Annotated in this window: 24 protein-coding genes; 12 read left to right on the top strand and 12 right to left on the bottom strand. The window is 62.7% G+C overall.

The features are described from left to right. Positions 1 to 4: 4 nt before the first annotated feature. Positions 5 to 226, bottom strand: coding sequence for a DUF3820 family protein (locus CAG34_RS00305; protein ID WP_016713256.1), 222 nt, complete (start codon positions 224 to 226; stop codon positions 5 to 7). A 203-nt stretch (positions 227 to 429) separates the two neighbouring features. Between CAG34_RS00305 and CAG34_RS00310 the strand changes: the two genes are divergently transcribed. Beyond that, positions 430 to 906: a PA2169 family four-helix-bundle protein gene (locus CAG34_RS00310; protein WP_025337730.1), complete on the top strand. Its 477-nt coding sequence runs from the start codon at positions 430 to 432 to the stop codon at positions 904 to 906. Here CAG34_RS00310 and CAG34_RS00315 read toward each other — a convergent pair. From CAG34_RS00315 to norR, 11 genes are all read right to left on the bottom strand, one after another. Beyond that, positions 903 to 2,393, bottom strand: a complete 1,491-nt coding sequence (locus tag CAG34_RS00315; protein WP_085587393.1) for a GGDEF domain-containing protein — start codon at positions 2,391 to 2,393, stop codon at positions 903 to 905. The genes CAG34_RS00310 and CAG34_RS00315 overlap by 4 nt on opposite strands. A gap of 215 nt (positions 2,394 to 2,608) precedes the next feature. Then, positions 2,609 to 3,943, bottom strand: coding sequence for an OprD family porin (locus CAG34_RS00320; RefSeq protein ID WP_085587395.1), 1,335 nt, complete (start codon positions 3,941 to 3,943; stop codon positions 2,609 to 2,611). Positions 3,944 to 4,148: 205 nt separating this feature from the next. Beyond that, on the bottom strand, positions 4,149 to 4,373 hold the full coding sequence (locus tag CAG34_RS00325; RefSeq protein ID WP_085587397.1) for a hypothetical protein: 225 nt from the start codon (positions 4,371 to 4,373) through the stop codon (positions 4,149 to 4,151). 326 nt (positions 4,374 to 4,699) lie between these two features. After that, positions 4,700 to 6,088, bottom strand: a complete 1,389-nt coding sequence (locus CAG34_RS00330; protein WP_085587400.1) for a heavy metal sensor histidine kinase — start codon at positions 6,086 to 6,088, stop codon at positions 4,700 to 4,702. After that, positions 6,063 to 6,737 (bottom strand): heavy metal response regulator transcription factor, encoded by a 675-nt coding sequence (locus CAG34_RS00335; protein ID WP_025337735.1) that lies wholly within the window; start codon positions 6,735 to 6,737, stop codon positions 6,063 to 6,065. Before CAG34_RS00335 ends, CAG34_RS00330 begins: the two co-directional genes overlap by 26 nt. 9 nt (positions 6,738 to 6,746) lie before the next feature. Beyond that, positions 6,747 to 9,839, bottom strand: a complete 3,093-nt coding sequence (locus tag CAG34_RS00340; RefSeq protein WP_085587402.1) for a multidrug efflux RND transporter permease subunit — start codon at positions 9,837 to 9,839, stop codon at positions 6,747 to 6,749. Continuing rightward, positions 9,836 to 10,999: an efflux RND transporter periplasmic adaptor subunit gene (locus tag CAG34_RS00345; protein ID WP_085587404.1), complete on the bottom strand. Its 1,164-nt coding sequence runs from the start codon at positions 10,997 to 10,999 to the stop codon at positions 9,836 to 9,838. Before CAG34_RS00345 ends, CAG34_RS00340 begins: the two co-directional genes overlap by 4 nt. Before the next feature lie 326 nt (positions 11,000 to 11,325). Beyond that, the gene (locus CAG34_RS00350) at positions 11,326 to 12,060 is read right to left on the bottom strand and encodes a YkgJ family cysteine cluster protein (RefSeq protein WP_085587406.1); all 735 of its coding nucleotides are present in this window, start codon (positions 12,058 to 12,060) and stop codon (positions 11,326 to 11,328) included. Continuing rightward, positions 12,057 to 12,368, bottom strand: a complete 312-nt coding sequence (locus tag CAG34_RS00355) for a hypothetical protein (RefSeq protein ID WP_025337739.1) — start codon at positions 12,366 to 12,368, stop codon at positions 12,057 to 12,059. Before CAG34_RS00355 ends, CAG34_RS00350 begins: the two co-directional genes overlap by 4 nt. Positions 12,369 to 12,456: 88 nt before the next feature. Beyond that, a complete protein-coding gene (locus CAG34_RS00360; RefSeq protein WP_085587408.1) occupies positions 12,457 to 13,356 on the bottom strand; it encodes a chemotaxis protein in 900 nt (299 codons plus the stop codon). Positions 13,357 to 13,555: 199 nt separating this feature from the next. Further along, positions 13,556 to 15,109 carry a nitric oxide reductase transcriptional regulator NorR gene (gene norR / locus CAG34_RS00365; protein WP_025337741.1) on the bottom strand — a complete coding sequence of 518 codons (1,554 nt, stop codon included), beginning with the start codon at positions 15,107 to 15,109 and terminating at the stop codon, positions 13,556 to 13,558. A gap of 154 nt (positions 15,110 to 15,263) precedes the next feature. On the opposite strand from norR, the gene hmpA reads away from it, so the two are divergent. The 11 genes from hmpA (at position 15,264) to CAG34_RS00425 (ending at position 26,911) form a co-directional block, all read left to right on the top strand. Then, positions 15,264 to 16,442 carry an NO-inducible flavohemoprotein gene (hmpA, locus tag CAG34_RS00370; RefSeq protein ID WP_075043809.1) on the top strand — a complete coding sequence of 393 codons (1,179 nt, stop codon included), beginning with the start codon at positions 15,264 to 15,266 and terminating at the stop codon, positions 16,440 to 16,442. Between the two features lie 559 nt (positions 16,443 to 17,001). Then, positions 17,002 to 17,508, top strand: coding sequence for a disulfide bond formation protein B (locus tag CAG34_RS00375; protein WP_025337743.1), 507 nt, complete (start codon positions 17,002 to 17,004; stop codon positions 17,506 to 17,508). Between the two features lie 559 nt (positions 17,509 to 18,067). Next, a complete protein-coding gene (gene cyoA, locus CAG34_RS00385) occupies positions 18,068 to 19,012 on the top strand; it encodes a ubiquinol oxidase subunit II (RefSeq protein WP_085587412.1) in 945 nt (314 codons plus the stop codon). 3 nt (positions 19,013 to 19,015) lie between these two features. Next, complete coding sequence (gene cyoB, locus CAG34_RS00390; RefSeq protein WP_085587414.1) at positions 19,016 to 21,034, top strand: cytochrome o ubiquinol oxidase subunit I; 2,019 nt, start codon at positions 19,016 to 19,018, stop codon at positions 21,032 to 21,034. A 3-nt stretch (positions 21,035 to 21,037) separates the two neighbouring features. Continuing rightward, the gene (cyoC, locus tag CAG34_RS00395; RefSeq protein ID WP_025337745.1) at positions 21,038 to 21,661 is read left to right on the top strand and encodes a cytochrome o ubiquinol oxidase subunit III; all 624 of its coding nucleotides are present in this window, start codon (positions 21,038 to 21,040) and stop codon (positions 21,659 to 21,661) included. Beyond that, on the top strand, positions 21,661 to 21,993 hold the full coding sequence (cyoD, locus tag CAG34_RS00400) for a cytochrome o ubiquinol oxidase subunit IV (protein ID WP_003259128.1): 333 nt from the start codon (positions 21,661 to 21,663) through the stop codon (positions 21,991 to 21,993). The genes cyoC and cyoD overlap by 1 nt, the downstream gene beginning before the upstream one ends. A gap of 11 nt (positions 21,994 to 22,004) precedes the next feature. Next, complete coding sequence (gene cyoE, locus CAG34_RS00405; RefSeq protein ID WP_025337747.1) at positions 22,005 to 22,892, top strand: heme o synthase; 888 nt, start codon at positions 22,005 to 22,007, stop codon at positions 22,890 to 22,892. A gap of 337 nt (positions 22,893 to 23,229) precedes the next feature. After that, positions 23,230 to 24,438, top strand: a complete 1,209-nt coding sequence (gene alaC, locus CAG34_RS00410) for an alanine transaminase (RefSeq protein ID WP_025337748.1) — start codon at positions 23,230 to 23,232, stop codon at positions 24,436 to 24,438. 114 nt (positions 24,439 to 24,552) lie between these two features. After that, the gene (locus CAG34_RS00415) at positions 24,553 to 25,680 is read left to right on the top strand and encodes a hypothetical protein (RefSeq protein ID WP_085587416.1); all 1,128 of its coding nucleotides are present in this window, start codon (positions 24,553 to 24,555) and stop codon (positions 25,678 to 25,680) included. Positions 25,681 to 25,839: 159 nt separating this feature from the next. Next, positions 25,840 to 26,223 (top strand): YkgJ family cysteine cluster protein, encoded by a 384-nt coding sequence (locus CAG34_RS00420; RefSeq protein ID WP_003259127.1) that lies wholly within the window; start codon positions 25,840 to 25,842, stop codon positions 26,221 to 26,223. Positions 26,224 to 26,659: 436 nt separating this feature from the next. Then, the gene (locus CAG34_RS00425; RefSeq protein WP_085587680.1) at positions 26,660 to 26,911 is read left to right on the top strand and encodes a DUF3077 domain-containing protein; all 252 of its coding nucleotides are present in this window, start codon (positions 26,660 to 26,662) and stop codon (positions 26,909 to 26,911) included. The last annotated feature ends 60 nt before the right edge of the window (positions 26,912 to 26,971 follow it).

The following is a 26,971-nucleotide window of genomic DNA, read 5'->3' on the forward strand; positions in this document are numbered from 1 at the left end:
CAGGTCACCGCCGATGCTTCTGCCGCAACGGCACAAGCAGATCACCCAGCCCGTTGTGATCGATCTCGTGCATCAGCGCCAGCAACCCACCCAATTCCCCCGCCGGGAAACCCTTGCGCGCAAACCAGGCCAGATAATCCCCCGGCAGGTCGGCAATGATTCGCCCCTGGTACTTGCCAAACGGCATGGTGCGGGTCACCAGCAGTTCGAGGGTTTCCGGCTTCATCATCGGCGCACCTGGCTGTTGAAAAGCGCCGACCATACTGCAATCTGCACGAAGGCCCAAGCGGCAATCATGCAGAACGCCGTTTTCAGGTTGTGCTCTGATATTTGTATCTAATTGATTTGGAAGGATTTTATTGAGATTAAAGGCTTGGCACGAACGCTGCTCCATTACAGATGACTATCACCTGCCAAGGAGTTTGTGCCATGAGCAATCCCAACAAAGACGTGATCGACGTGCTGAACGACCTGATCGAGTACAGCAAGGATGGCGAGAAAGGCTTCAAGGCCTCGGCCGATGATGTGAAGAACCCCGAACTGAAAGCGTTCTTCGTCCAACGTGCCGGTGAGTGTGCCAATGCAGCCGGCGAACTGCAGAGCGAGGTGCGTCGCCTGGGTGGCGACCCGGAAACCTCCACCAGCATCAGCGGTGACCTGCACCGGGGTTGGGTCAACCTCAAGGCGATGGTCACCGGCAAGGATGAGGAAGCGGTGCTGAACGAGGTGGAGCGGGGCGAGGACCATGCCCTCAAGGCCTACAAGGAAGCCCGCGAGAAACTGGTGAAGCTGGGCCGCACCGCCAGCGACCAGACCTACACCCTGGTGGAAAAACAGCTGCAAGGTGTACAGCGCAACCATGACCAGGTCAGGGCCCTGCGCAACGCCGCCCGCGCCCGCGCCTAGTCGGCAGGCCCCTCTACCCGGTTGCGGCCTTTGGCCTTGGCCCGGTAGAGCGCTTCGTCCGCAGCACCCAGCACCCTCGCCAGATCGTGCTGGGTGCCTGACAGGCCGATGCCGATGCTCACCGTGACCGAGTGGGCATCATCGGCAAACGGCGCCAGCGCCTCGACACTGGCGCGGATGCGCTCGGCCAGCAGCTGCGCACCGGCCAGGTCGGTTTCCGGCAGCACCACCTGAAATTCCTCCCCACCGTAACGCGCTGCCAGATCGGCCGGGCGGCGGATGCATTCCTCGATGGTCCTGGCCACTTCGCGCAAGGCATGGTCGCCACCGGCATGGCCGTGGCGCTGGTTGAACGCCTTGAAATGGTCGACGTCCACCATCAGCACCGCCAACGGCTTGCGGTTGCGCTGGGCGCGGGCCCACTCCTGGCGCAGTACCTGGTCCAGGCGGCGGCGGTTGGCCAGGCCGGTCAGGCTGTCGGTGGCAGCCAGGGTCGCCAGGCCCTGTTCGGCCTCTTGGCGGCGGCGCAGTTCGCGGCCCAGCAGCAGGGTCAGCGAGAGGATACCCACACAGAGCACCCCGGTGGCCACGCTGACCAGGATCGCAGTACGGCGCCAGGACTCGAACACGTCTTCGGCCGAATGCACCACCAGTACGATCAGCGGCAGCTGCGCGACCCGGGCGAAGGTGTACATGCGTGGTTTGCCGTTGCGGCTGGAGCGGGCGGTGAAGCTGCCGCTCTGCTCGCTGAGAATGCGTTTGAAATTGGGCCGCTCGGCATAGTTGCTGCCGATCCCTGGGTCTTGCGTGCGGCTGGGCTGGCGAGCCAGCAGTTGGCCGTCGGTGTTGAGCAGGTTGATGCTGCTGTCATCACCAATGTCCAGGCGCTGGAACAGCTCACTGAAGTACGACAGGCGCAGTGCACCCGCTGCCAGGCCGGTGAACTCGCCATTGGCGTCGGAGATACGCCGGCTGAAACTGATGCACCAGTCCAGGTCGCCCAGCTTGGCCTTGAATGGCGGGCCCACCAGCAGGCCGAGGTTGGGGTTGTGCAGGTGCGCCTGGAATACCCCGGTGTCGCCGAAGTTGGCCTTGCGTGGCACGCTGCTGGTGGAATCGCCCACCACGTTGCCTTGCTTGTCCAGCCACAGTACGTCACCGCGCTTGCGGTCGACGAAGGCTTCATTGAATAGCAGGCGTTGGCGCACCGGGCCGGGGATTTCCGGCAGCTCCTTGCGCCCGACCGCCCAGATCAGGCCCTGCAGCGACTGGTCGTAGAGTTCGACGTTGCGCAGGATGTCGCTTTCGATCAACTGGACGATATTGTTGGACGAGCGAATTGCCGACAGCTCGACATTGTCGCGCTCGCGCGCCAGCAGGTAGCTGACGATGGCCACGATGGCGAGCACGGCAAGGCAACTGCCCAGATTGAGGATCAGCTCGGGGTGCGACCTGTAGTGTGCGAAACGCGGTAATCGGGTGGTCATGCTCGCTACTGCGTGGGCAGGGCCATTCGCGGCGGCGACATTCTAGGGAAGCGGGGATTGTCGGACAAGATTTGTCCGACGGAATCACGCCGAGGCTGCTGCGCAGCCCATCGCCGGCTCCCACAAGTACCGCACAAGGCTTTAGGTCAATGCGGTCAAGGTGGGAGCTGGCTTGCCGGCGAAACGAGGGCGAAGCCCTCGCATCCAAGCCTGGATCAGAACACGTTCAACGGGTAATCCACGATCACCCGCAGTTCATCGTTGTCGCTGTTGCTGTCGATCGACGCATAACCCTGGCTGCCACGGTGGGTGGCGTAGCGCACCAGCACCGACAGGTCCTTCAGGTCACCCTCCTGGAACACATACTTCACGTCCAGGTCGCGCTCCCAGTGCATGGCGTTCTTGCCATCGGCACGGTAGTAGTCGTAGTGGGTGGTGTCCTGGACGGCCTTGGTCAGGTCGGCTTCACCGCGCGAGTACGACAGCACCGTGGTCAGGCCAGGGATGCCCACACCAGCGAAGTCATAGTTGTACTGCAGCTTCCACGAGCGCTCGTTCGGTGCGTTGAAGTCCGAGTACATGCGCGAGTTGTCCAGGTAGATGCTGTCGCCCAGGTTGATGTAGTCGAACGGCGTGTTGCCGTTGACCCGCTGGTAGGCGGCGGTGACGCTGTGGAACCCGGCGTTGACGGTGAAATGCACGCTATAGGTGTTGTTGTCGATCTTGCCCAGCAGGGCCTGGCCGGTGTCCTGGGTGTGATAGAAGTGCACGCCCGGGTTCAGGCTGACGAGGTCGTTGACCACGTAGGTGTAGTCGAAATCGGCGTAGTACTGGTTCCAGATGTCCTTCAGCTCGGCCGCATACAGGTTGGCGGTGATGTTCGGGGTACCGCTCCACGACGCGCCGGCCCAGTTCAGGTGCTTGCTCTTGTCGTGCTCGCCCAGCGAACCGTAGTAGGTGTCGATGCGGCGGTGGCCGCTCTGGTTGTACGGCTTGGTGAAGCTCACCTGGCCGCCTTCGAGCAGCAGGCCGTCGATGCTGGTGTTGGTCAGGCTCACACCACGGAAGGTCTGCGGCAGCATGCGGGTTTCGCCGCCGGCGATCACCGGGTTGGTGAGGAACAGGTCACCGGCTTTCAGCTCGGTGTCGAACGCCTTGAGCTTGACTGCGGCACCGGCGGTGGAGAACGAGTGCGGGGCAGCACCCAGTTCGTCCTCGTTTTTTTGGTGGGTCGGCAGGATGCTGGTGCCAGCATGGCCGCCGCCACCGTCGAGTTTCAGGCCCAGCATGGCGTGGGCGTCCAGGCCGAAGCCGACCACACCTGGGGTGTAGCCCGATTCGAAGCGTGCAACCGCGCCCTGGCCCCACTCGCGGGTGTCGCGCACGCCGGCGTTGTGGTTGTCGCGGTTGAAGTAGGCATTACGGAAATGCAGGTTGAAGGACGAGCCTTCGATGAAGCCATCAGCCTTGTCTTCATCTGCCTGGGCGGCGAAAGGGATCGTTGCAGTCAACGCAATGAACAGCGGGGTAAAACGAAACGCGGAAGGCACCGGTACTAGCTCCTTGGGTCTGGCGGTGGGGCAGTTTTTATTTTCGAATGTGCGTCTTTTTTATTGGTGGACGTTACAGCTTGGCTGATAGTTGAAGCACATAAAAAAAGCCGCTGATCGGCAGCGGCTTTAAAAGGCTAACATATCGGCACCGGTGGTGCCCATGGCGTAGCCAAGGGAAAACGGGAGCAGCAACAGCGCTTGATCAGCTGTCGGCATTGGCATCGACAGAAACCTTGGAAGCTGTCTGGTTTGCGTCTTTGGCGGCGTCTGCCTGCTGTGCGGCTACGGCTTCGCGGGCCTCTTGGTGGACCGCGGCGAACTCAGCATTACGGGTGACGAAAGCATTGGATTCTTCGGCCATGGCCAGGGGCGACAACAACAGGGAAGACAGGACGAAGACGCTGGCAATACCCATACTGTTGGACATTTGAAACTACCTTCTTGCGGTGCAAGTGCTAATGAGGACGGGGGTAAAGTTAGTCCTTTCAATGCACTTGAAACAGAGCGAAGTGCGATAAGCACTGTTGCGCAAAAGGTAACTATCGCAGGAAAAGCAATTGGACTTTCGCCGCAAACCCCCATGCTAGACGCGCTACGCGTTCATTGTGGGAGCGGGCGAGCCCGCGAAGCAGGCACCGCGGTGGATGGCACGGGCTTCGCCCGTGTTCGCGGGCTTGCCCGCTCCCACAAAGATTGCGGCTGTTTTCAGACTCTGAGCAAGGCAATTGTTCCCACAAGGACGGCGTTGGATGGTCAGATATGGGCCGGCAGCCTGATCCCAAAGGTATTGGCCCCAGCGGCACTACGCACGAACACCTCCCCACCATGCATAAGCGCAATCGCCTTGACGATCGCCAACCCCAACCCATGGTTACCCCCACCACTGTTGCTACGTGCCGCATCCACCCGGTAGAAGCGTTCGAACAGCAACGGCAGGTGCTCATCGTCGATCGCCGGCCCCGGGTTGCTCACGGCGATGCTGACCTGCTGCGGCCCGGCATCTATCTGCACCTTGATCACCTGGTGGGGTGCGGTGTGCTGCACGGCGTTGTTCAGCAGGTTGATCAGCGCCCGGCGCAGCTGGGCCTTTTCGATGGGCGCCCGGGCATCGCCGCTCACGCTCACGCTGACCTGTGCGTCTTCGAGAATGTAGTCCAGGTAATCGAGGGTGGTCGCCACTTCCTCGGCCAGCGAGGCCTGGGTCAGGGCCGTGGCCTTGCTGCCCTGGTCGGCACTGGCCAGGAACAGCATGTCGTTGATGATGCTGCGCAAGCGCTCCAGCTCCTCAAGGTTCGATTGCAGCACTTCGAAGTAATGCTCGGCGCTGCGCCCGCGGGTCAGCGCCACCTGGGTCTGGCCGATCAGGTTGGTCAGCGGCGAGCGCAGTTCGTGGGCGACGTCGGCATTGAACGCCTCCAGCCGCGAGTAGGCCTGGCTTACCCGGTCGAGCGCCGCATTGAAGGCGCCGGCGAACTGCGCCAGCTCCGGGGCCAGGGCGTGGGTCTGCAGGCGCCCGTCCAGGCGCGGAGGGGCCAGGGCCTGGGCCTCAACGGACAATGCCAGCAGCGGGCGCAGGCCGATACGCGCCACCCAGTAGCCCAGTAGCGAGGCCAGCAGCACGCCGAGCACCGCCAGCCCGACAATCGCCACCAGCAGGCTGTGCTGCGCCTGCCAGAATGTTTCGGTGTCGATGCCGATCAGAAAGCGCAGCGGCGGCCGCTCGCCCAGGGCCGGCAGTTCGCTGACCAGCACCTTGTAAGGGTAGGGCCGGTCGGGCAGGCGCAGGTCGCGCATGCCCTGCGCGCCTTCGGCGAAGGCGCGGACCAGCTCGCTGGGGTGGCCGTATTCGTAGGCCGGGTTGCTGCTGACCACCCAGAAGCGAATGCGCTTGTCCTCTTCACTGAGCAGGTTGAGCTTGTTGTTGATCTTGACCCAGTGCTCCGGTGTGCCGAAGCGGTTGAGGGTGGACTCGAGCACGCTGAAACGCGCATCCAGCTCGGCCTGCGGCAGCAGGTCGAGGCTGCGGTCGACCTGGCGGTACAGCGCCGAACCGATCAGCAGGAACACGCCCAGCGCCACCAGGATGAACAGCGCCGACAGGCGCAGTGCGATGGAATTACCCCGCACGGTTTTCCAGGACATAGCCCATGCCTCGGATGGTGTGCAGCAACTTGTTGTCGAAAGGCCCGTCGAGCTTGGCGCGCAGGCGCTTGATCGCCACTTCGACGACGTTGGCGTCGCTGTCGAAATTGATGTCCCAGACCAGCTCGGCAATCGCCGTCTTCGACAGGATTTCACCTTGTCGGCGGGCCAGCACGCTGAGCAGCGAGAACTCCTTGGCCGTCAGCTCCAGGCGTTGGCCGGCGCGCGTGGCCTTGCGCGCCATCAGGTCGATCCACAGGTCACCCACCTGCACCTGCAGCGGTTCATGGTTGCTGCTACGGCGGGTCAGGGCTTGCAGGCGGGCGACCAGTTCGAGGAAGGAAAACGGCTTGCCCAGATAGTCGTCGGCACCCTCGCGCAGGCCATGGATACGGTCTTCGACCCGTTCACGGGCGGTCAGCATGATGACCGGTGTCTGCTTGCGCGCGCGCAGGGCGCGCAGCACGCCATACCCGTCCAGGCCAGGCAGCATCACATCCAGCACGATCACCGCGTAGTCGCCTTCCAGGGCCAGGTGCAGGCCATCGATGCCGTCCCGCGCCAGGTCGACGGTAAACCCCTGCTCGCTGAGGCCGCGATGCAGGTAGTCGGCGGTTTTTTCTTCGTCTTCGATGATCAGCACACGCATGGTCTTGTCCTAACTGGCACTGGGCGCCGCCGCACGGGCGGCCTGGCGGCGGTGGAACAGGCGCTCCAGGGCCAAGTATATGACCGGGGTGGTGAACAGCGTCAGCGCCTGGCTCACCAGCAGGCCGCCAACCACGGCGATGCCCAGTGGCTGGCGCAGTTCGGAACCGGTGCCGAAGCCGAACATCAGCGGCACCGCGCCGAGCAAGGCGGCCAGGGTGGTCATGATGATCGGCCGGAAGCGCGTCAGGCAGGCCTGGTGGATCGCCTGCTCCGGGGTCAGGCCCTGGCGGCGTTGGGCTTCGAGGGCGAAGTCGATCAGCAGGATGCCGTTTTTCTTGACGATACCGATCAGCAGCACCACGCCGATCAACCCCATGATGCTGAAGTCCTGGCCCATGGCCCACAGCAGGATCAGTGCGCCGAGGCCGGCCGAGGGCAGGGTGGAGATGATCGTCAGCGGGTGGACGAAGCTTTCGTACAGCACGCCGAGGATGATGTACACCGCCACCAGCGCAGCCAGGATCAGCCACGGCTGGCTCGACAGCGAACTCTGGAAGGCCTGGGCCGCGCCCTGGAAGTTGCCGCTGATGGAGTCGGGCATGCCCAGTTCGCGCTGGGTGCGCTCGAGGATCGTCACCGCATCGCCCAGGGCCACGCCCGGGGCCAGGTTGAACGACAGGTTGGCTGCCGGGAACAGGCCATCGTGGCTGATCGACAGCGGCCCGGTGCCGGGCGGCGCCACATGGGCCACTGCCGACAGCGGCACCATCTCGTTGGTCAGCGGCGAGCGCAGGTAGAAGTAGTTGAGGCTTTCGGCCTTGCCGCGCTGGCGGGCATCCAGTTCGAGGATCACCTTGTACTGGTTGGTCTCGGTCTGGAATTCACTGATCTGCCGCTGGCCGAAGGCGTCGTACAACGCCTGGTCGACGTCGGTGGTGGTCAGGCCGAAACGTGCCGCGGCCTGGCGGTCGATATCGATGCGGGTGACGCTGGCGCCCAGTTGCAGGTCGTTGGACAGGTCGCGGAACGCCGGGTTTTCCCGCAGGCGCTCGGTCAGGCGCTGGGTCCACAGGTTCAGTGCCATGCCGTCGTTGCTCTTGAGCACGTACTGGTACTGGGTGCGCGACGGGCCGGAGCTCAGGTTGATGTCCTGGCCGGCACGCATGTACAGGACGATGCCTGGTACCTGGGCCAGCTTGGGCCGCAGCCGGTCGATCAGTTCGCTGGCCGATACATCGCGTTCGCCACGCGGCTTGAGGGCGATCCAGAAGCGGCCGTTGGCGATGGTCTGGTTGCTGCCGGTGACGCCCACCGAGTGGGAGAACGCGCGCACCGCCGGGTCGGCCTCGATGATTTTGGCCAGCGCCTGGTGCTTCTCGATCATCGACGGGTACGACACATCCGCCGCCGCCTCGCTGGTGCCGAGGATGAAGCCAGTGTCCTGCAGCGGGAAAAAGCCCTTTGGGATACCCACGTAACCGGCCACTGCCAGGGCCAGGGTCAGGCCGAACATGCCGAGGGTCAGGCGCTGGTGGGCGAGGGCGCGGTCCAGGCCCTTTTCGTACCACCTGACCAGCCGCTCGCCGAAACCGCCCTTGTGCTCTCCGGGCGGGCGGCGCATGAACAGTGCGCACAGGGTTGGCGCCAGGGTCAGCGAAACCACCACCGAAATCAGGATGGTGGCGGTGGCGGTAAGGGCGAACTCCTTGAACAGCCGGCCGACCACGCCGCCCATGAACAGCAGCGGGATGAACGCGGCGACCAGCGAGAAACTGATCGACACCACGGTGAAGCCGATTTCCCCGGCGCCCTTGAGCGCCGCCGTGCGGCTGTCGTCGCCGGCCTCCAGGTGGCGGTGGATGTTCTCCACCACGACGATGGCATCGTCGACCACGAAGCCCACCGAGATGACGATGGCCACCAGGGTCAGGTTGTTCAGGCTGAAGCCGAAGATGTACATCAGCGCGCAACTGGCGATCAGCGATACGCCGAGCACGCTGGACACCACCATGGTCGCCGACCACTGGCGCAGGAACAGTGCCATCACCCCGATCACCAGGGCCACGGCGATCATCAGGGTCAGCTCCACTTCATGCAGCGAGGCACGGATGGTCTGGGTGCGGTCCTGCAGCACCGACACTTCGACCGAGGCTGGCAGCATCTCCTGCAGCTTGGGCAGGGCAGCCAGTACCCGGTCCACGGTATCGACGATGTTGGCGCCAGGTTGGCGGAAAATCACCAGGTTCAGCCCGGGCTGGTCGCCGGACCAGGCTTTGACATAGGCGTTCTCGGCGCCATTGATCACCTTGGCCACGTCCTTCAGGTGCACCGGTGCACCGTCACGGTAGGAGACGATCAGCTGGGCGTAGTCGTCGGGGTGGAACAACTGGTCGTTGGCGGCGATGGTCGACACGCTGTGTTCGCCGTACAGCGCACCCTTGGCCAGGTTCAGGCTGGTCTGCTGGATGGCCTGGCGCAAGTCGGCCAGGGTCAGGCCGATGGCGGCCAGTTTCTCGGGTTGCGCCTGCACACGGATCGCCGGGCGCAGTTGCCCGGTGATGTTGATCAGGCCGACCCCGTCGATCTGGCTCAGCTGGCGCGCGAGCAGGGTTTCGGCGTAGTCGCTGAGGTCGTTGCCAGGCATCTGGCTGGAGCTGACCGTCAGCACCAGCACCGGGCTGTCGGCCGGGTTGACCTTGCGCCAGGTCGGCGGGTTGGGCAGGTCTTGCGGCAAGCGCGCGGTGGCGGTGTTGATGGCCGCCTGCACTTCCTGGGCGGCGGTGTCGATGTTCTTGTCGAGCGTGAACTGCAGGATCAGGTTGGTCGAGCCCAGTGCGCTGCTGCTGGTCATCTGGGTCATGCCGGGGATGGCGCTGAACTGCACTTCCAGCGGCGTGGCCACCGACGAGGCCATGGTTTCCGGGCTGGCGCCGGGCAGCTGGGCGGTGACCTGGATGGTCGGGAAGTCGGCTTCCGGCAGTGGTGCCACCGGCAGGCGCGGGAAGGCGATGGCCCCCAGCAGCACCAGGGCGAAGGTCAGCAGCAGGGTGGCGATGGGGTGGTCGATGCACCAGGCCGAAACACCGTTGCGCGTGTTCATGGCTGGCTCCGGCGGTCGGCCATTTCCGACGGCGCGGGGGCGTCGGGGGCCACCTCGACCCGCGAACCGGGCTTGAGCCGCGACTGGCCATCGAGCACCAGGCGCTCGCCCGGCTTGACCCCGGCAATGATGTTCAGCCCGCTGTCCTGGTACAGCACCTTGACCGGCACACTGGTGACCTTGTCACCGTCCAGGCGGTAGACAAAGTGCCCGTCGACGCCGCGCTGTACCACAGGCGGCGGTACCACCAGGGCGCTTTCTTCCACGGCGGTGCGCAGGCGGATGGTGACCAGCTGGCCCGGCCACAGGCGGCCGTCCTTGTTGTCGAACTCGGCTTTTACCCGCACGGTGCCGGTGGTGGCGGAGATCTGGTTGTCGATCAGTGCCAGGTGGCCTTCACCGAGCAGGCTGCGTTCGCCGTCGGCATCCATGTAGGCCTGCACCAGTGCCGGGGTGGGCGCCTTCAGCAGGCTTTGCAGGGTTGGCAGCATTTGCTGCGGCAGGGCGAATTCGACGGCGATCGGGTCGATCTGGGTGACGCTGAACAGGCTGCGGGTATCGCTGGTGCGCACCAGGTTGCCGGGGTCGACGTTGCGAATACCCACCCGGCCGGTCACTGGCGAGCGGATCTGCGTGTACGACAGCTGCACCTCGGCATTGGCGATGGCCGCCTGGTTGCCCTTGACCGTGGCTTGCAGGCGATTGACCAGGGCCTGCTGCTGGTCGAGGGTCTGCTTCGAAACGCCGTTGTCGGTACTCAGCAGGCGGTAGCGCTGCAGGTCGACGTTGGCTACCTGGATCTGCGCCTGGCTCTGGCCAAGTTCGGCACGGGCCTGGTCGAGGTTGGCGCGGATGGCGCGGTCGTCGAGGGTGGCCAGCAGGTCGCCTTCCTTCACCCACTGGCCTTCCTTGACCAGCACCTGGGTCAGTACCCCCTCCACTTGCGGGCGCACCTCGACGCTGTGCAGCGACAGCACCGAGCCGATGGCGCTGGCATAGCGCGGCACGTTCTGCTGGACGACACTGACCACGCGCACCGGGATGGCGGTTTGCGCACGGGCGGCAGGTGCTGGCTGGCGCTGGCCGAACCAGATACCCGCTACCGCCAGGACCAGGAGTGCCAGGGCGGCGAGGATGACAGGGCGGGACGGACGTCGCATCGGTGCGGGCACCTTGGCCAGAGGGGAGGGGAATGGTTGTCTGTATTCAAGCTTATAGCCCCCGAACCGGGTCGGCAGCGTGACCGCTGGCTGACAGCGCTGTCAGTTTTGCGCCCTTTGGTCATGCGCGGATTTCTTTTGTGGGAGCGGCCTTGCGTCGCGAAAGGGCTGCAGAGCAGCCCCAGCAATATCAGCACCATGGCCAAAATCCCGGGGCTGCTTCGCAGCCCATCGCGACACAAGGCCGCTCCCACCCTGACCGCGTCGACCTGAAGCCATGTGCTATCCCTGTGGGGCTTGCCGGCGATAGGGTCGGTACTGCTTACCTAGAAACCGATGAAGGCGTAATACACCGGGGGCTCGTTGGTGGTGCGCAAACCATGTTCCTGCAAGATCGCCACCAGCGTCGCGTCCTCCACATGCAAGGCCCACTGTGCCCGGCCAGCCTCCGGTACCTGGGCCAGGGCCGCGCTGAATGCGCCCATGTCAGGTAAGTAGGCAGTAAACCCGTTGCCCTTGAGCGCACTGGTGGTCATGCCCAGCGCCTGGCACACCGCCACCTTGGCGGCGATGTCATCGCGGTCGGCCTGGCGCGAGGCCTGCACCAGCGCCTCCAGCCCGGCATCGACCAGTTGCTTGCCGTGAATCAGCTCCGGCCCCTGTTGCCAGGCTTCCGGCGGGCAGTCCTTGCTGCCTGGCCGCAGCGGGATATGCGGGTTTATTTCCACCGGGTAGATGCGACAGACCAGCGGCCGCTGGTCATAGATGGTGCACAGGTCGTTGTCGTCGAGGTTGCGGCAGCGCCCGGGGTTGAAGGCGGCGAAGGTCACCGAAACGCGCGCCTCGCCGTCGCCGCAGGGCACGGGATGGGAACGACGCAGCACATGATCACGCTGTTCTACCGGCATGCCAGGGCCGTCTGCCACGAAGGCTTCGATCAGCACCACCACCTGACCGCCGTTGTCCGCCCAGCGGCGCGCTTCGGCCAGGGTCAAGGGCACGTGGTGGCCGGTACAGCACTTGCCGCAGCCGGTACAGGCGAAACGCAGGCTGTCGGTCACTTGGCTTCCGGGCTCCACTCGCTGACGAAGGCGCGCTGGTGCTGGCGGTCGTACAGGCAAAGTTCGGTGCCGGTGCGCTGCTGCATGTGCTTTTGGGGGTAGACGCCTTCGATCAGCAGCGCGCTCATGCCGACCTGGTCATCGAACTCGGCGGGCTTGCTGCGGGCGTGGGCATCCTTGAACTGGCTGGCGGCCAGGCAGGCCTTGAGCATCTGCTGGCGCTGCTCGTTCCAGGCCTGGCTGCTGGAGGCCTGGGCGATACCGCTGAAGAGGGCGCAACTGATCAGGATAGAGCTGAGAAACTTCATACGCGATTCCGGCAAGTTACTTGCGAGGGGCGCGAATTATGCCCGACTCGACCCCGGCGGCAAGCCGGGGAGTTTGTCTCCGAATATATCAGCGCTCGGCGAACACCACGGCGCGCGCCGCCACCACCAGACAATCGGTCAGCTCCGGCGAGGAGAACTTGGTGAGGATGGCATTGGCCCCGGCCTGGGTCGCCTTTTCGCTGCTCATGGCGCTGTCCAGCGAGGTGTGCAGCAATATGTACAGGTGCTGGAAATCGGGGGTTTCGCGCAGGGTGCGAGTGAAGGCGTAGCCGTCCATTTCGCTCATTTCGATGTCGGAGACGATCACGTTGATTTCCTGCGCGGTGCCTTGCAGTTCAAGCAGCACGTTGATGGCGTCCTTGGCGCTGCGCGCGGTGTGGCATTCGATGCCGAGGTTGCGCAGGGTGTGCACCGACTGCTGCAGGGCCACCTGGCTGTCGTCCACCACCAGGATGTTGGCGGCGGCCAGCAGGCTGGCGTCTTCCTCGCTCAAGTTGCCGTGAGGCTGCTCGGGCACCGGCGGGGCGATGGCGTGGATGACTTTTTCGATGTCCAGCACCTGCACCAGGGTGTTGTCGACCCGGGTCACGCCGGTGATGAACGAGCGGCTGCCCGAGCCGTAGGGTGGTGGTTTGATGTCGGTGCTCAGGCAATGCACGATGCGGCTGACCGCCTGCACATGCAGACCCTGGCGCGAGCGGCTGATCTCGGTGACGATCAGGCAGCCGCCGTCCGGGTCGGCCAGCGGCCGTTCGCCGATGGCGCGGGACAGGTCGATGACCGACAGCGGATTACCGCGCAGGGTCGCCACGCCTTTCACGTGGGGGTGCGATTCGGGCAGCTTGGTCAGCGGCGGGCAGGGAATTATCTCGCTGACCTTGAGCAGGTTGATTGCCATCAACTTGCCGCTGCGCAGGGTGAACAGCAGCAGGGACAGCGAATCCGCGCGGGCATTTTGCGTGGCCATGGTGACCTTCGTGGGGAACAGGGGATAACCGGTTATCGGCCTGTTCGGGCTTGGCTTTAGTCATTTTGCACCGAGCCAAGGAATGCTCTGGACCCTGTGGGAGCGGCTTTAGCCGCGAACACCGGCGCAGCCGGTGCCGTGCACCGCGTTGGATTCTTCGCGGCTAAAGCCGCTCCCACAGGTACCGCGCTGGTGTCAATCAGCGCAGCCCCAGCCTACGGGCCAGGCGGCTAAGGTTGGCGCGGTCCAGGCCGAGTTCCCGGGCAGCCGCTGCCCAGTTTTCTTCGTGCCGCTGCAGGCAGGCCTCGATCACCTGGCGCTGGTAGTCGTCGACGGCTTCGCGCAGGCCCCCCTCGGGTAGCGGTGCCGCCGGCAAGGGCACAGCAGGGGAGGGCGGGGTGCCGGGCGTTGCCGTTGCGCGCAGGTCCAGGTCGATGGCTTCCAGGGTGAGGATGCGTGGCCTGTCGGAATGCTGGCCCAGCGCCTTGAGCGCCGAGCGGCCGATCAGGTGTTCCAGTTCACGCACGTTGCCTGGCCAGTCGTAGGCCAGCAGCGCGGCCTGGGCCTCGCTGCTAAGGCGCAGGCTGTTCAGGCCCAGGCGCGAACGGTTCTGTTCGAGGAAGTAGCCGGCCAGTAGCAGCACATCACGCCCACGTTCGCGCAACGGCGGCACATGCAGCGGGTATACGCTGAGGCGGTGGTAGAAGTCGGCGCGGAAGTTGCCAGTGCGCACTTCTGCTGCCAGGTCGCGGTTGGTGGCTGCGATCAGGCGCACATCCACCCGGTGTTCGCGGTCCGAACCCAGGCGCTGCAACTGGCCGCTCTGCAGCACGCGCAACAGCTTGGCTTGCACGGTCAGTGGCAGCTCACCGACTTCGTCGAGGAACAGTGTGCCGCCATTGGCGAGCTCGAACTTGCCGCGGCGCTCGCCATGGGCGCCGGTGAAGGCGCCACGCACATGGCCGAACAGTTCGCTTTCCACCAGGGTGTCGGGCAGGGCGGCGCAGTTGAGGCTGACCAGCGGTTTGTCGGCGCGGTTGCTGGCCTGGTGCAGGGCCTGGGCCACCAACTCCTTGCCGACGCCGGTCTCACCGGTGATCAGCACGGTCAGGTCGCTGCCACCGACCAGGCGGATTTCCTCCACCAGGCGCTTGTGCGCGGGGCTCTGGCCAATCAGCTCTTTGTCCTGGCCGCTGGCCTGGCGATAGATCTCCGCGCGGTGGTGTTCGTCTTCCGCGCGCAGGGCCAGGTGCTCGATGCGCTCGGCCACGGTGACCGTGGCGGCGGCCAGGCTGGCGAAGGCCTGCAGGGCGCCCAGCTCCAGGCTCTGGAACTGCCCGGGGGTGAGGGCATCGAGGGTAACCAGGCCCCAAGGGCGTTCGTCGACCATCAACGGGCAGCCCATGCAGTCATGTACTTCCAGATTGGCATCGGGGGCGTTGACCAGGCCGTCGTAAGGGTCGGGCAGCTCGGAGTCGCTGGCAAAGCGGGTGGGTTCCGCGCTGCTGAGCAGGATCTGGAAGCGAGGGTGCTCGCTGACCCGGAAGCGCCGGCCCAGGGTATCGGGGCTCAGGCCGTCCACTGCCAGCGGCACCAGCCACTCGCCGTCCAGGCGCAGCAGCGCGGCGGCATCGCAGGGCAGCAACCCACGCATGGCCTGCAGCAGGCGGCGATAGCGTTCCTGGTCGGGCAGGTCGCGGGAAAGGTCGCTGACCAGGGGCAGCAGGGTGGTGAGCAGGGGCTTCGTGGTCATATGGACTCCTGTGGGTCGATATGACTATACGTCGAGGTGGGTCGTTTTGACATGACCTGCGTCAAACCCCTGATTTTGCTGGAGATAAAAGTTGGCATGATTGATGTAATAGCTCGGGCAGTCATTTGAAGCCACAGGCTCAGGAGTTGTTGCAATGCTCAATGCCGAACAACGTGCAATCATCAAGGCCACTGTCCCCCTGCTGGAAAGCGGCGGCGAAGCGCTGACCACCCACTTCTACAAGATGATGCTCAGCGAGTACCCGCAAGTGCGCCCGCTGTTCAACCAGGCCCACCAGGCCAGCGGTGACCAACCGCGAGCCCTGGCCAACGGCGTGCTGATGTATGCCCGCCACATCGACCAGCTTGAGCAGCTTGGCGGCCTGGTCGGCCAGATCATCAACAAGCACGTTGCCCTGCAGATTCTGCCGGAGCACTACCCGATCGTCGGCAGCTGCCTGCTGCGCGCCATCGAAGAAGTGCTGGGCAAGGAAATCGCCACCCCCGCCGTGATCGACGCCTGGGGCGCGGCCTATGGCCAGCTGGCCGACATCCTGATCGGCGCGGAAGAGAACCTCTATAAACAGAAGGAAGAAGCCGAAGGCGGCTGGCGCGGTACCCGCGAATTCCGCCTGGTGCGCCGTGAGCAGGAAAGCAGCGAAATCGTTTCGTTCTACTTTGCCCCTGTGGATGGCAAGCCGGTGCTCAAGGCCGAGCCTGGCCAGTACATCGGCCTGAAGCTGGACATCGACGGCGCCGAGCAGCGCCGCAACTACTCCCTGTCGGCACTGTGCGACGGCAAGGAATACCGCATCAGCGTCAAGCGCGAGGCGGGTGGCAAGGTCTCCAACTATCTGCACGATGTGCTGGCGGTGGGCGATACCCTGCAGCTGTTCCCGCCGGCTGGCGATTTCACCCTGGCAGCGAGCGACAAGCCGCTGGTGCTGATCAGCGGTGGCGTGGGTATTACCCCGACCCTGCCAATGCTGCAGGCGGCACTGCAAACCCAGCGTGAGGTGCATTTCATTCACTGCGCCCGTAACGGCGCCGTGCATGCCTTCCGCGACTGGATCGACGAGCTGGCCGAGCGTCACCCGCAGCTCAAGCGCTTCTACTGCTATGCAGAACCGCAGGGTGGTGCCGCGGCTGATGCGGTAGGTCTGCTGAGCGAGGACCTGCTGGCCGAGTGGCTGCCGCAAGAGCGAGACGTGGATGCCTACTTCCTCGGGCCCAAGGGCTTCATGGCGGCGGTCAAGCGCCAGCTGAAAGGCCTGGGTGTGCCAGAGCAGCAGAGCCGCTACGAGTTCTTCGGGCCGGCGGCTGCGCTGGAGTGATGTAGCGCCTGTACTGGCCTCTTCGCGGGTAAACCCGCTCCCACAGGGATCGCGTAGGCTTTGAAATCTGCGCGATCCCTGTGGAAGCGGGTTTACCCGCGAAGAGGCCGGTACAGGCTTACAGCGTATTCATCCCAGCCGCTGGCAAGCCAGCTCCCTTGCAGCACTGCTCCCGCCCGTGGGTAATCGAGAACGAAACGGTCGATCGCATTCGCCGCCTGGGGGCTGGCTGCCAGCGGCTGGGCCGCACTTCACCTTCCTGCCTATATATAAAGGAGAGATGAAAGCGGCTGTGCAGCTTTCATCTTTAATCCTCCTTTAATCACGGTATCCTTCACTCCCGGGTGTCGAGGGGCTTGCCCCTGCGCGGCACCCGGGCAGCCGCTTTTTTGCCGCCCGGCGTTGAACCGACGTCGTTGCGGCCGGTCTCAGCCACACCGGATAGCCCTGCGCAGCGCTATCACGCCGCTTCCTCGGCACGCTCAAAGGCCCTGCCCAGCGTGTAGACTTGCGCCAGGCAGGCGGATCACGCTGCCACTATCCATCGAAGGAACCGGCAATGAACGAACAAACATCGCGCCTGAATCGGGAACGGCGCTTTCTGGTACTGTTGGGCCTGATCTGCCTTTCGCTGATCGGTGGCGCCCTCTACATGCAGATAGTCCTGGGCGAGGCACCATGCCCGCTGTGCATCCTGCAACGTTATGCACTGTTGTTCATCGCCGTGTTCGCCTTCATCGCCGCAGCGATGCCCGGGCGCCGCAGCCTGACCTTCTTCGAGGCACTGGTGGTACTCAGCGCCATTGGCGGAATCGTTGCGGCCGGCAACCATGTGTATATACTCGCCAACCCCATGGTCAGTTGCGGCATCGACACCCTGCAGCCGATCGTGGACGACTTGCCGCTGGCCAAGCTCTGGCCGCTGGTGTTCCAGGTCGACGGCTTCTGCAGCACGCCGTACCCGCCGATCCTCGGTCTGTCGCTGGCGCAATGGGCGCTGGTGGCGTTCGTCCTGACGGCCGTCCTGGTTCCGCTCGGGATCTATCGCAACCGACGCCAGGCTTAGACAAAAGTCCCGAACGGCATGGGGTCTTTTACGCCGCATGAGAAGAGGGAAAATTCGCTCACCGCTTGATCCAGATCAACCCAGAGGCCTTGCAGAATGCGGCTTTGGGGCCTATCAAGCGGGGTGCGACAAACTGTCGCGAAGTTGAATTTTTGAGCAGTATTGTTGCAAATTCTGTAAAGGACTGTTGCTCAATAAGTCATAGTCAAGGGTTGGCGACCTATCTACAATCGCCCCCAATTTCCGTTCGGCACTGCTTGCAAGTCGCAGGATTGAAGGAAGCCCCAGCGCTCCTTTTTGCTGACTTCGTCAAGTTTCGCCCAACGGCGATACCGGGCGGACCCCCCTCCGCGTTTTCCCGCACCAAATGGACTTGGTCTGAAGTACAGGCCTGTTGCCTACGAAACCATAAGCACCGCTAACCCGCTTGACGCCAAGGTCCTGCAGTCGGACCCCAGGCAGGAGCGAGTACGGGCGCGAAATGCCGCACTTGGCAGGACGAAGTGTTGGCTACCAAAACACAAATTGCATTGAAGCAAGCTGATCTAGAGGTCGTGAGATGAGTAAAAAGCGTTACCCCAGACTGTTTGGCATATTGCCCTTTTTAGGCATGCTTTTACTCAGTGGGTGCAACTGGACCCTGCTCGACCCGAAAGGTCAGGTCGGCATTGAGCAAAAGAACCTGATCCTGATCGCTACCGGCCTGATGCTGCTGGTGGTGATTCCTGTCATTATCATGACCGTGGTTTTCGCCTGGAAGTACCGTGCTTCCAACAAGGCTGCCACCTACACCCCTGACTGGTCGCACTCGACCAAGATCGAAGCCGCGGTGTGGATCATCCCGATCCTGATCATCATCGCCCTGGGCTACGTCACCTACCACTCCACCCACAAGCTGGACCCGTACCGTCCGCTGGATTCCGATGTGAAGCCGGTGCAGATCGACGTGGTCGCGCTGGACTGGAAGTGGTTGTTCATCTACCCGGAGCAGGGCATTGCCACGGTCAACAAGATCGTCTTCCCGGCTAACACTCCGGTCAACTTCCGCGTCACTTCCGACGCCGTGATGAACTCGTTCTTCATCCCGGGCCTGGGCGGCCAGATCTACGCCATGGCCGGCATGACCACCAAGCTGCACCTGATCGCCAACGAAAACGGCGAGTTCGACGGTATCAGCGCCAACTACAGCGGTGCTGGCTTCACCGGCATGAAATTCAAGGCTACTGCCACCTCTCAGGAAGACTTCGACAAGTGGGTCGCCGAGGTCAAGCAGTCGCCGAAGAAGCTGGACAAGGCTGAATACGACGCCTTGGCCAAACCAAGCGAAAACAACCCAGTCGCGCTGTATAGCGAGGCTTCGCCTGACCAGTTCCAGCTGATCGTCGACAAGTACGAAGGCATGAACCGCGGTCGTCCGAGCCACGAAGAAGCAGGCAGCAAAGATCTGGCCACTACCAAGGGTGTGGAATCGAGTATGCAACCAGCTGCCGGTGCAGAGGAGTAAGAGATGTTCGGTAAACTAAGCCTGGAGGCGATACCCTATCACGAGCCGATAGTCATGGTGACGCTTGCCATGATCGCGCTCGGTGGTATCGCTGTCGTCGGTGCTATCACCTATTTCCGCAAGTGGACCTACTTGTGGAGCGAGTGGTTGACGACTGTCGACCACAAGAAAATCGGGGTGATGTACATCATCGTCGCGATGGTCATGCTGCTGCGCGGCTTTGCCGACGCCATCATGATGCGTACCCAGCTGGCTGCCGCTACCGGTGGCTCCGAAGGCTACCTGCCGCCTGAACACTATGACCAGATCTTCACCGCTCACGGTGTGATCATGATCATCTTCATGGCGATGCCGTTCTTCACCGGCCTGATGAACCTGGCGGTTCCTCTGCAGATCGGTGCACGTGACGTTGCCTTCCCGTTCCTGAACTCCCTGAGCTTCTACCTGCTGCTGGCAGGCGTGCTGCTGGTCAACATCTCGCTGGGCGTTGGTGAATTCGCCAAGACCGGCTGGGTTGCCTATCCGCCGCTCGCGGGCATTCAGTACAGCCCTGGGGTGGGTGTCGACTACTACATCTGGGCGCTACAGCTCTCAGGCCTGGGTACGACGCTTACCGGCGTGAACTTCCTCGTCACCGTGATGAAGATGCGCGCACCTGGCATGAAGCTGATGGACATGCCGATCTTCACCTGGACCTGCACCTGGGCCAACGTGCTGATCGTGGCTTCCTTCCCGATCCTGACCGCTGCACTCGCTCTGCTGACTGTTGACCGTTATCTGGACTTCCACATCTTCACCAACGAGCTTGGTGGGAACCCGATGATGTACGTCAACCTGTTCTGGGCGTGGGGTCACCCTGAGGTCTACATCCTGATCCTGCCGGCCTTCGGTGTGTTCTCGGAAGTTACCTCCACCTTCTCCGGCAAGCGTCTGTTCGGCCACCACTCGATGATCTACGCATCGGGCGCCATCGCCGTGCTGGGCTTCGCCGTATGGCTGCACCACTTCTTCACCATGGGTGCCGGCGCCAGCGTCAACACCTTCTTCGGCCTGGCGACGATGCTGATCTCCATTCCGACCGGTGTGAAGCTGTTCAACTGGCTGTTCACCATGTACCAGGGCCGTGTGCGTTTCACCGCACCGATGCTGTGGACCCTGGGCTTCATGATCACCTTCTCCATCGGTGGTATGACTGGCGTTCTGCTGGCTGTTCCAGGTGCTGACTTCGTACTGCACAACAGCCTGTTCGTAATCGCTCACTTCCACAACGTGATCATTGGTGGTGCGGTATTCGGCTACATCGCCGGCTTCGCCTACTGGTGGCCGAAAGCGTTCGGCTTCAAGCTGAACGAGAAGTGGGGCAAAGCTGCCTTCTGGTTCTGGATCTCGGGCTTCTACGTAGCGTTCATGCCGCTGTACGCCCTGGGCTTCATGGGCATGACCCGTCGTCTGAACCACTCCGACAACCCACTGTGGGAACCCTACCTGTACGTAGCCGTTGCCGGCGCCGTGCTGATCCTGTTCGGTATCGCCTGCCAGCTGATCCAGATCGTCGTTTCGATCCGCGATCGCAACCAGAACCTGGACGTGACCGGCGACCCATGGGGCGGCCGTACCCTGGAATGGTCGACTTCTTCGCCACCTCCGTTCTACAACTTCGCTCACATGCCTGAGAAAGTTGGCCTGGACTGCTGGCACGAAGCCAAGGAAGCCGGCGTTGCATACAAGGCTCCGGCCAAGTACGAAGCCATCCACATGCCGAGCAACACCGCTACCGGTCTGTTCATGGGCCTGTTCCTGACCGTCTTCGGCTTCGCCTTCATCTGGCACATCTGGTGGCTGGTTGGCGCGAGCCTGTTCGCAACCATCGCTGTCTTCGTTCGCCACGCTGCGCGTGACGACCAGGGCTACATGGTTCCGGCCGAAGAAGTGGCGCGCATCGAAGGCGAGCGTATGAAAGCGCTGGCCAAAGCAGGTGCTCTGCCTGCCGGCGCACGTGTCGAATCGTTTGAGCGGGTGTAATCAATGTCCAGTCAAGTAATGCACGGTGCTGCTCATGGTCACGACCATGGGCATGACGACCACCACCACGACTCGGGCCAGATGACCGTACTCGGTTTCTGGCTGTACCTGATGACCGACTGCATCCTGTTTGCGTCGCTCTTCGCCACCTACGCGGTGCTGTCCGGCAGTTTTGCCGGCGGCCCGTCGGGTCATGACATCTTCCAGCTCGATTTCGTAGCTGTTGAAACGCTGTTCCTGCTGCTGTCCTCGATCACCTTCGGCTTCGCCATGCTGAAGATGTTCGATGGCAAGAAAGCTGGCGTACTGGGCTGGTTGGCTGTGACCTTCCTGTTCGGTGCAGGCTTCATCGCGATGGAAATCTACGAATTCCATCACCTGATCGCCGAGGGCTTCGGCCCGCAGCGCAGTGGCTTCCTGTCGGGCTTCTTCGCCCTGGTAGGTACCCACGGTCTGCACGTGACCGCCGGCCTGATCTGGATGGCAATCATGATGTACCAGATCAACAAGCACGGCATCACGCCGACCGCCAAGACCCGCATGAGCTGCCTGAGCCTGTTCTGGCACTTCCTGGACGTGGTCTGGATCTGCGTATTCACCGTCGTCTACCTGCTGGGAGTTCTGTAATGGCTAACGCACACGACACTCATCACGAAGGTAACCACGGCAGCGTCAAGTCGTACATGATCGGCTTCATCCTGTCGATCATCCTGACTGCGATCCCGTTCGGCCTGGCCATGTCGCCAAGCCTGCCGAAGAACCTGACCGTTCTGATCATTGTTGCCATGGCCGTGATCCAGGTAGTAGTGCACCTCGTGTACTTCCTGCACATGGACCGCTCGAAAGAGCAACGCAACAACGTTTCGACGTTCCTGTTCACCACCCTGGTGATCGCTCTGCTTGTCGGCCTGTCGCTGTGGATCATGTTCAGCATCCACTTCGAAATGTTGGCCAAGTGAGGTAAGACTGCATGTCCGTTAAGCACTTTATCCAAATCACCAAACCGGGGATCATTTTCGGTAACGTGCTTTCCGTGGCAGGCGGTTTCTTCCTTGCCTCGAAGGGCCATGTGGATTTCGCCCTGTTCCTGGCGGTGGTGATCGGTACTTCGCTGGTGGTTGCGTCCGGATGCGTGTTCAACAACTGCATCGACCGTGACATCGACCACAAGATGGAGCGCACCAAGAACCGCGTCATGGTCCAGGGCGGCATGTCGCTGCCCCTCGCGCTGATCTACGCCACCCTGCTCGGGGTGGCGGGTTTCAGCCTGCTGTATGTCCAGGCCAACCCGCTGTCGGCGTTCTGTGCGCTGATCGGCTTCATCGTCTACGTCGGTTTCTACAGCCTGTGGCTGAAGCGTAAATCGGTGCACGGCACCCTGGTCGGCAGCCTGTCTGGTGCCATGCCTCCGGTGATCGGCTATTGCGCCGTGAGCAACAGCTTCGACCTGGCTGCGGTTACCCTGCTGGTGATGTTCAGCCTGTGGCAGATGCCGCACAGCTTCGCCATCGCGATCTTCCGCTTCAAGGATTACAGCGCTGCCAACATTCCGGTCCTGCCGGTGGCACGTGGCATCCTCGCGGCGAAGAAGCAGATCGTGCTGTACGTGCTGGCCTTCGTGCTCGCGACCTTGATGCTTACCCTCGGCGGTTACGCCGGCCTCGGCTACCTGGCCGTGGCAGCAGCCATGGGCCTGTACTGGCTGTACATGGCCTGGGGTGGCTACAAGGCCGAGGACGACAGCAAGTGGGCCCGCAAGGTGTTCGGCTTCTCCATCCTCACCGTCACTGCCCTGAGCGTGATGATGGGTGTGGACAGCCAGACCGCTGCGGACGTGCTGATGACATACGCACGCTGATACTGCTGCCTGTTTCACGAAAACCCCGGCCACTGTGCCGGGGTTTTTTTATGGGCTTTTTCTGTGCTGGCCTCGTTCGCGGGCTCGCCCGCTCCCACAGGTACGGCGCAGGTCTCGGGGCAGGTGAGTAATCCTGTGGGAGCGGGCAAGTCCGCGAAGAGGCCGGCACAGCAGAATTTAAATTTCTTATTTTCAAAAAATACATCTGAAAAGATCTATGAAAACAGGAAATTGTCCTTTACAAGCATCCGGTGTCGGCACTATCTTCTGATTCAGGCCGCTACATCGGCCAGCGTCGCTCGGACGGTTCCGGGCGCTTACGTACTCAGAGGAAGCCATGGCCAACCCAGGTTCGCCGCGCCGCTTTGCGCGCATCGATCGTCTCCCCCCTTACGTCTTCAACATCACTGCCGAGCTCAAGATGGCTGCCCGCCGCCGTGGCGAGGACATCATCGACCTGAGCATGGGCAACCCCGATGGCGCCACCCCGCCGCACATCGTCGAGAAGCTGGTGCAGGTCGCCCAGCGTGAAGACACCCACGGCTACTCCACCTCCCGTGGCATCCCGCGCCTGCGTCGGGCCATCTCCAACTGGTACAAGGAACGCTACGAGGTCGACATCGACCCGGAAAGCGAAGCCATCGTCACCATCGGCTCGAAGGAAGGCCTGGCACACCTGATGCTGGCCACCCTCGACCAGGGCGACACGGTGCTGGTGCCCAACCCCAGCTACCCGATCCATATCTACGGGGCGGTGATTGCCGGTGCCCAGGTGCGTTCGGTGCCGCTGGTACCGGGTGTGGACTTCTTCAACGAACTCGAGCGGGCCATCCGCGAGTCGATCCCCAAGCCGAAGATGATGATCCTCGGCTTCCCGTCCAACCCCACCGCTCAGTGCGTGGAACTGGACTTCTTCGAGCGCGTGGTGGCATTGGCCAAGCAGTACAACGTGCTGGTGGTGCATGACCTGGCCTACGCCGACATCGTCTACGACGGCTGGAAAGCCCCGTCGATCATGCAGGTGCCGGGGGCCAAGGACATCGCGGTGGAGTTCTTCACCCTGTCCAAGAGCTACAACATGGCCGGCTGGCGGATCGGTTTCATGGTCGGCAACCCCGAGTTGGTCAGTGCCCTGGCGCGGATCAAGAGCTACCACGACTACGGTACCTTCACTCCGCTGCAGGTGGCTGCCATTGCAGCACTGGAAGGCGACCAGCAGTGCGTGCGCGACATCGCCGAGCAATACCGCCAGCGCCGCAACCTGCTGGTGAAAGGGTTGCACGAGCTGGGCTGGATGGTCGAGAACCCCAAGGCCTCGATGTACGTGTGGGCGAAGATCCCGCCGGAGTACGCGCACCTGGGCTCGCTGGAGTTCTCCAAGAAGCTGCTGGCCGAGGCCAAGGTATGCGTGTCGCCGGGGATCGGCTTTGGTGATTATGGTGATGACCATGTGCGCTTTGCCCTGATCGAGAACCAGGACCGTATTCGCCAGGCGATTCGCGGGATCCGGCAGATGTTCCGGGCTGATGGGGTGGCCCGCAAATAAGCTGTTGGGGCTGCAAAGCAGCCCCGACTGACTCAAGGGCGAGTTTTCCACCTGCATCCCACCGATTGAGCTACCTATTTTTCTGCACTCATTTCTCACCACAGAGATCCACAAATGAGTGTTTTCACCGCCTATTTCTGCGGCACCGGTTCCCACCGCTTCGACGACGCCAACCCCAACTTCTGGAATGGCGAGCTGGTCTCTACCCTGGCCAGCAATGACCAGGGCCGCGAGTTTGCCCACTGGATCGCCGTTGACGGCCCCGGCAGCGGCAACCTCCAGGACGACAACCTGTTCGTCGAGCCCGGCGGCTACTTCAACTGGACCGGTCAGTTGTTCGGCCGCGGGTGGGAAGAGAACGTCAACCATGTGCTGCAGGTGATCAAGGGTGAAAGCAGCTGGCAGCGCACCAAGCTGAGCGAGGAGGAGTACGAGCGCCTCAAGGATGCTGGCGTACCCATTCCGGATGTTTCCTCCACAGCCTCCTGGTTCTGGCGCACCTACGACTACGGCGAGCGCCATCCAACACCGCAGGAGTTGCAGGAGCGCATCATCAGCTTGTTCCGCAAGCCTCGCTTGCCGACCCAGGTGAACCTTGTGGGCTGGAGCAGGGGAGGGATCAGTTGCCACATGCTGGCCAACGCCATGGCGCAGGACCCTGTATTACGGGACATACCCGTCAATATCTTCGTCATCGACCCGGTGCCTGGCATCGGTAACCTGCAAAGCCAGCGGGTAACCCTGGCGGGCAATGTCCGCGAGTACGTGGGTTTCTATTCGCGGGACGAACGATCAAAAGGTTTCGCCTGTGTGATCCCCTCGGTCGAACCGGATACGCGGATGTGCATCTACCCCATGCCAGGCCGGCATGCCACGCTGGTGGGCAACGCCTCCGTCGACGGTGCGGGTGACGGCAAGGTACTGGCGGAGCCGGGGTTGATCGTTCGCCATTTTGCCGAGGTCTGCCTGACCCGCTGGGGTGTGCAACTGGACAAGCGCCTGTCCCTGAGCGACCGCCAGTTGATGCGATATCACATGGTCATGGCCGCTGCCGAAGGGCAGTACAAGGCCATGCGCAGCGAGTCGTATACCGTGCTTACCGAGGGCGAAGATGACGACCGCTTGGTGTATTGCGGCGAGGCCTGCATTCCCTTCAGCAAGGTGTGCGGTAATGGCTATGAGCCGACCGAAGGCCTTGGCCTGCAGCATTGGGATGTCACTTCCTACAAGGCATTACGCTAACTTGAACGGGTGGCCGGGAAAGACGTTGGTCGCCTATATTGAATCGTCGGATCAGCGGCAAATATTTTTGCATTCCCCCTCTATCCAGCCGCCCCGGCTTGGATTGAAAATGGCGCCGCGGGCCAGCCCCGATAACAACAACCTTCCCTTCGTGCCATCATGTCCGAATACAACCCTTGCCTTGATTGCGGCGCCTGCTGCGGGTACTTCCGTGTGTCCTTTTTCTGGGGCGAATGCCAGTCTGCCGGGGGCCTTGTACCGGACGACCTGGTGGTACAGATCAACCCCACCCGTGTTGCCATGATCGGCACCGATGCCAAACCCTGCCGCTGCATCAGCCTGCAGGGCGAGATCGGCCAGGAGGTGGCGTGCACCATCTACGCCAACCGTTCCAGCCCCTGCCGCGAGTTCGAGGCGTCGTGGGAGGGTGGGGTGCATAACCCCAGCTGCGACGATGCGCGGGCAGCGTATGGCCTGCCACCGCTGACCCCGCCCGGGGCCAACGAGCCGCATTGGCCGGATGATGGGGCTGAGGTGGCCTGATTCATCCTGGTTGCCTTTGTCGGCCTCTTCGCGGGCACGCCCGCTCCCACAGGTACTGCACAGGACTCAAACACTGTGCGGTCCCTGTGGGAGCGGGCGTGCCCGCGAAGAGGCCATCAGCTGTAAGAAGATTCTGAAACTGAAACCAAATGCTTCAGGTGGCCGGGCATTGGGAATTATCCTACGAGCTCAGTCGGTTGCCGTCTGATAGGCAGGGAAATACCACAGCGTTAACTTCACCGTTCGCCCAGAAGGCGAGCGAGTGTGAGAACTCGTTGTTGGTAGTCCTCTTGTCAGCTTATGGCAGCTGTGCGCGTGCAGGCTTCGGCTTGACCGTGGTGACTCCAACACGGGCTTCTCACCTCGCGCACGGCTGCCGCCCAAATCTGTGAGAAGGATCGAGGTGGTTGCCTTCAGCACACATTTGGAGTTCATCATGAGCAATTACCTCAAATCCCGCACCACCGCAGGCGTGGAGAAGTTCCTCGAGCTTTACCGGGTAGAACCGGGCGTACCGCTTGACCTGGCATTCGATGAATTGTCGGTCCTGATCGGCTGCATCAAGCATTTGAACGAAGAGGCCGAGATGGAGGGCGACAAGATCGCTGGCAGCGCGGCGCGCATTCTCAGCGCCATGGCCAAGGCGCTGATCAATGACATGGAAATGGGCTTGAATCGGGGCGCCTGAACGATTTTTGGGGCCGCTTTGCGGCCCATCGACGCGGTTCGTCGCCACGACAAGCCAGGC

Source organism: Pseudomonas sp. B14(2017), from assembly GCF_002113255.1.
Lineage (GTDB): Bacteria > Pseudomonadota > Gammaproteobacteria > Pseudomonadales > Pseudomonadaceae > Aquipseudomonas > Aquipseudomonas putida_Z.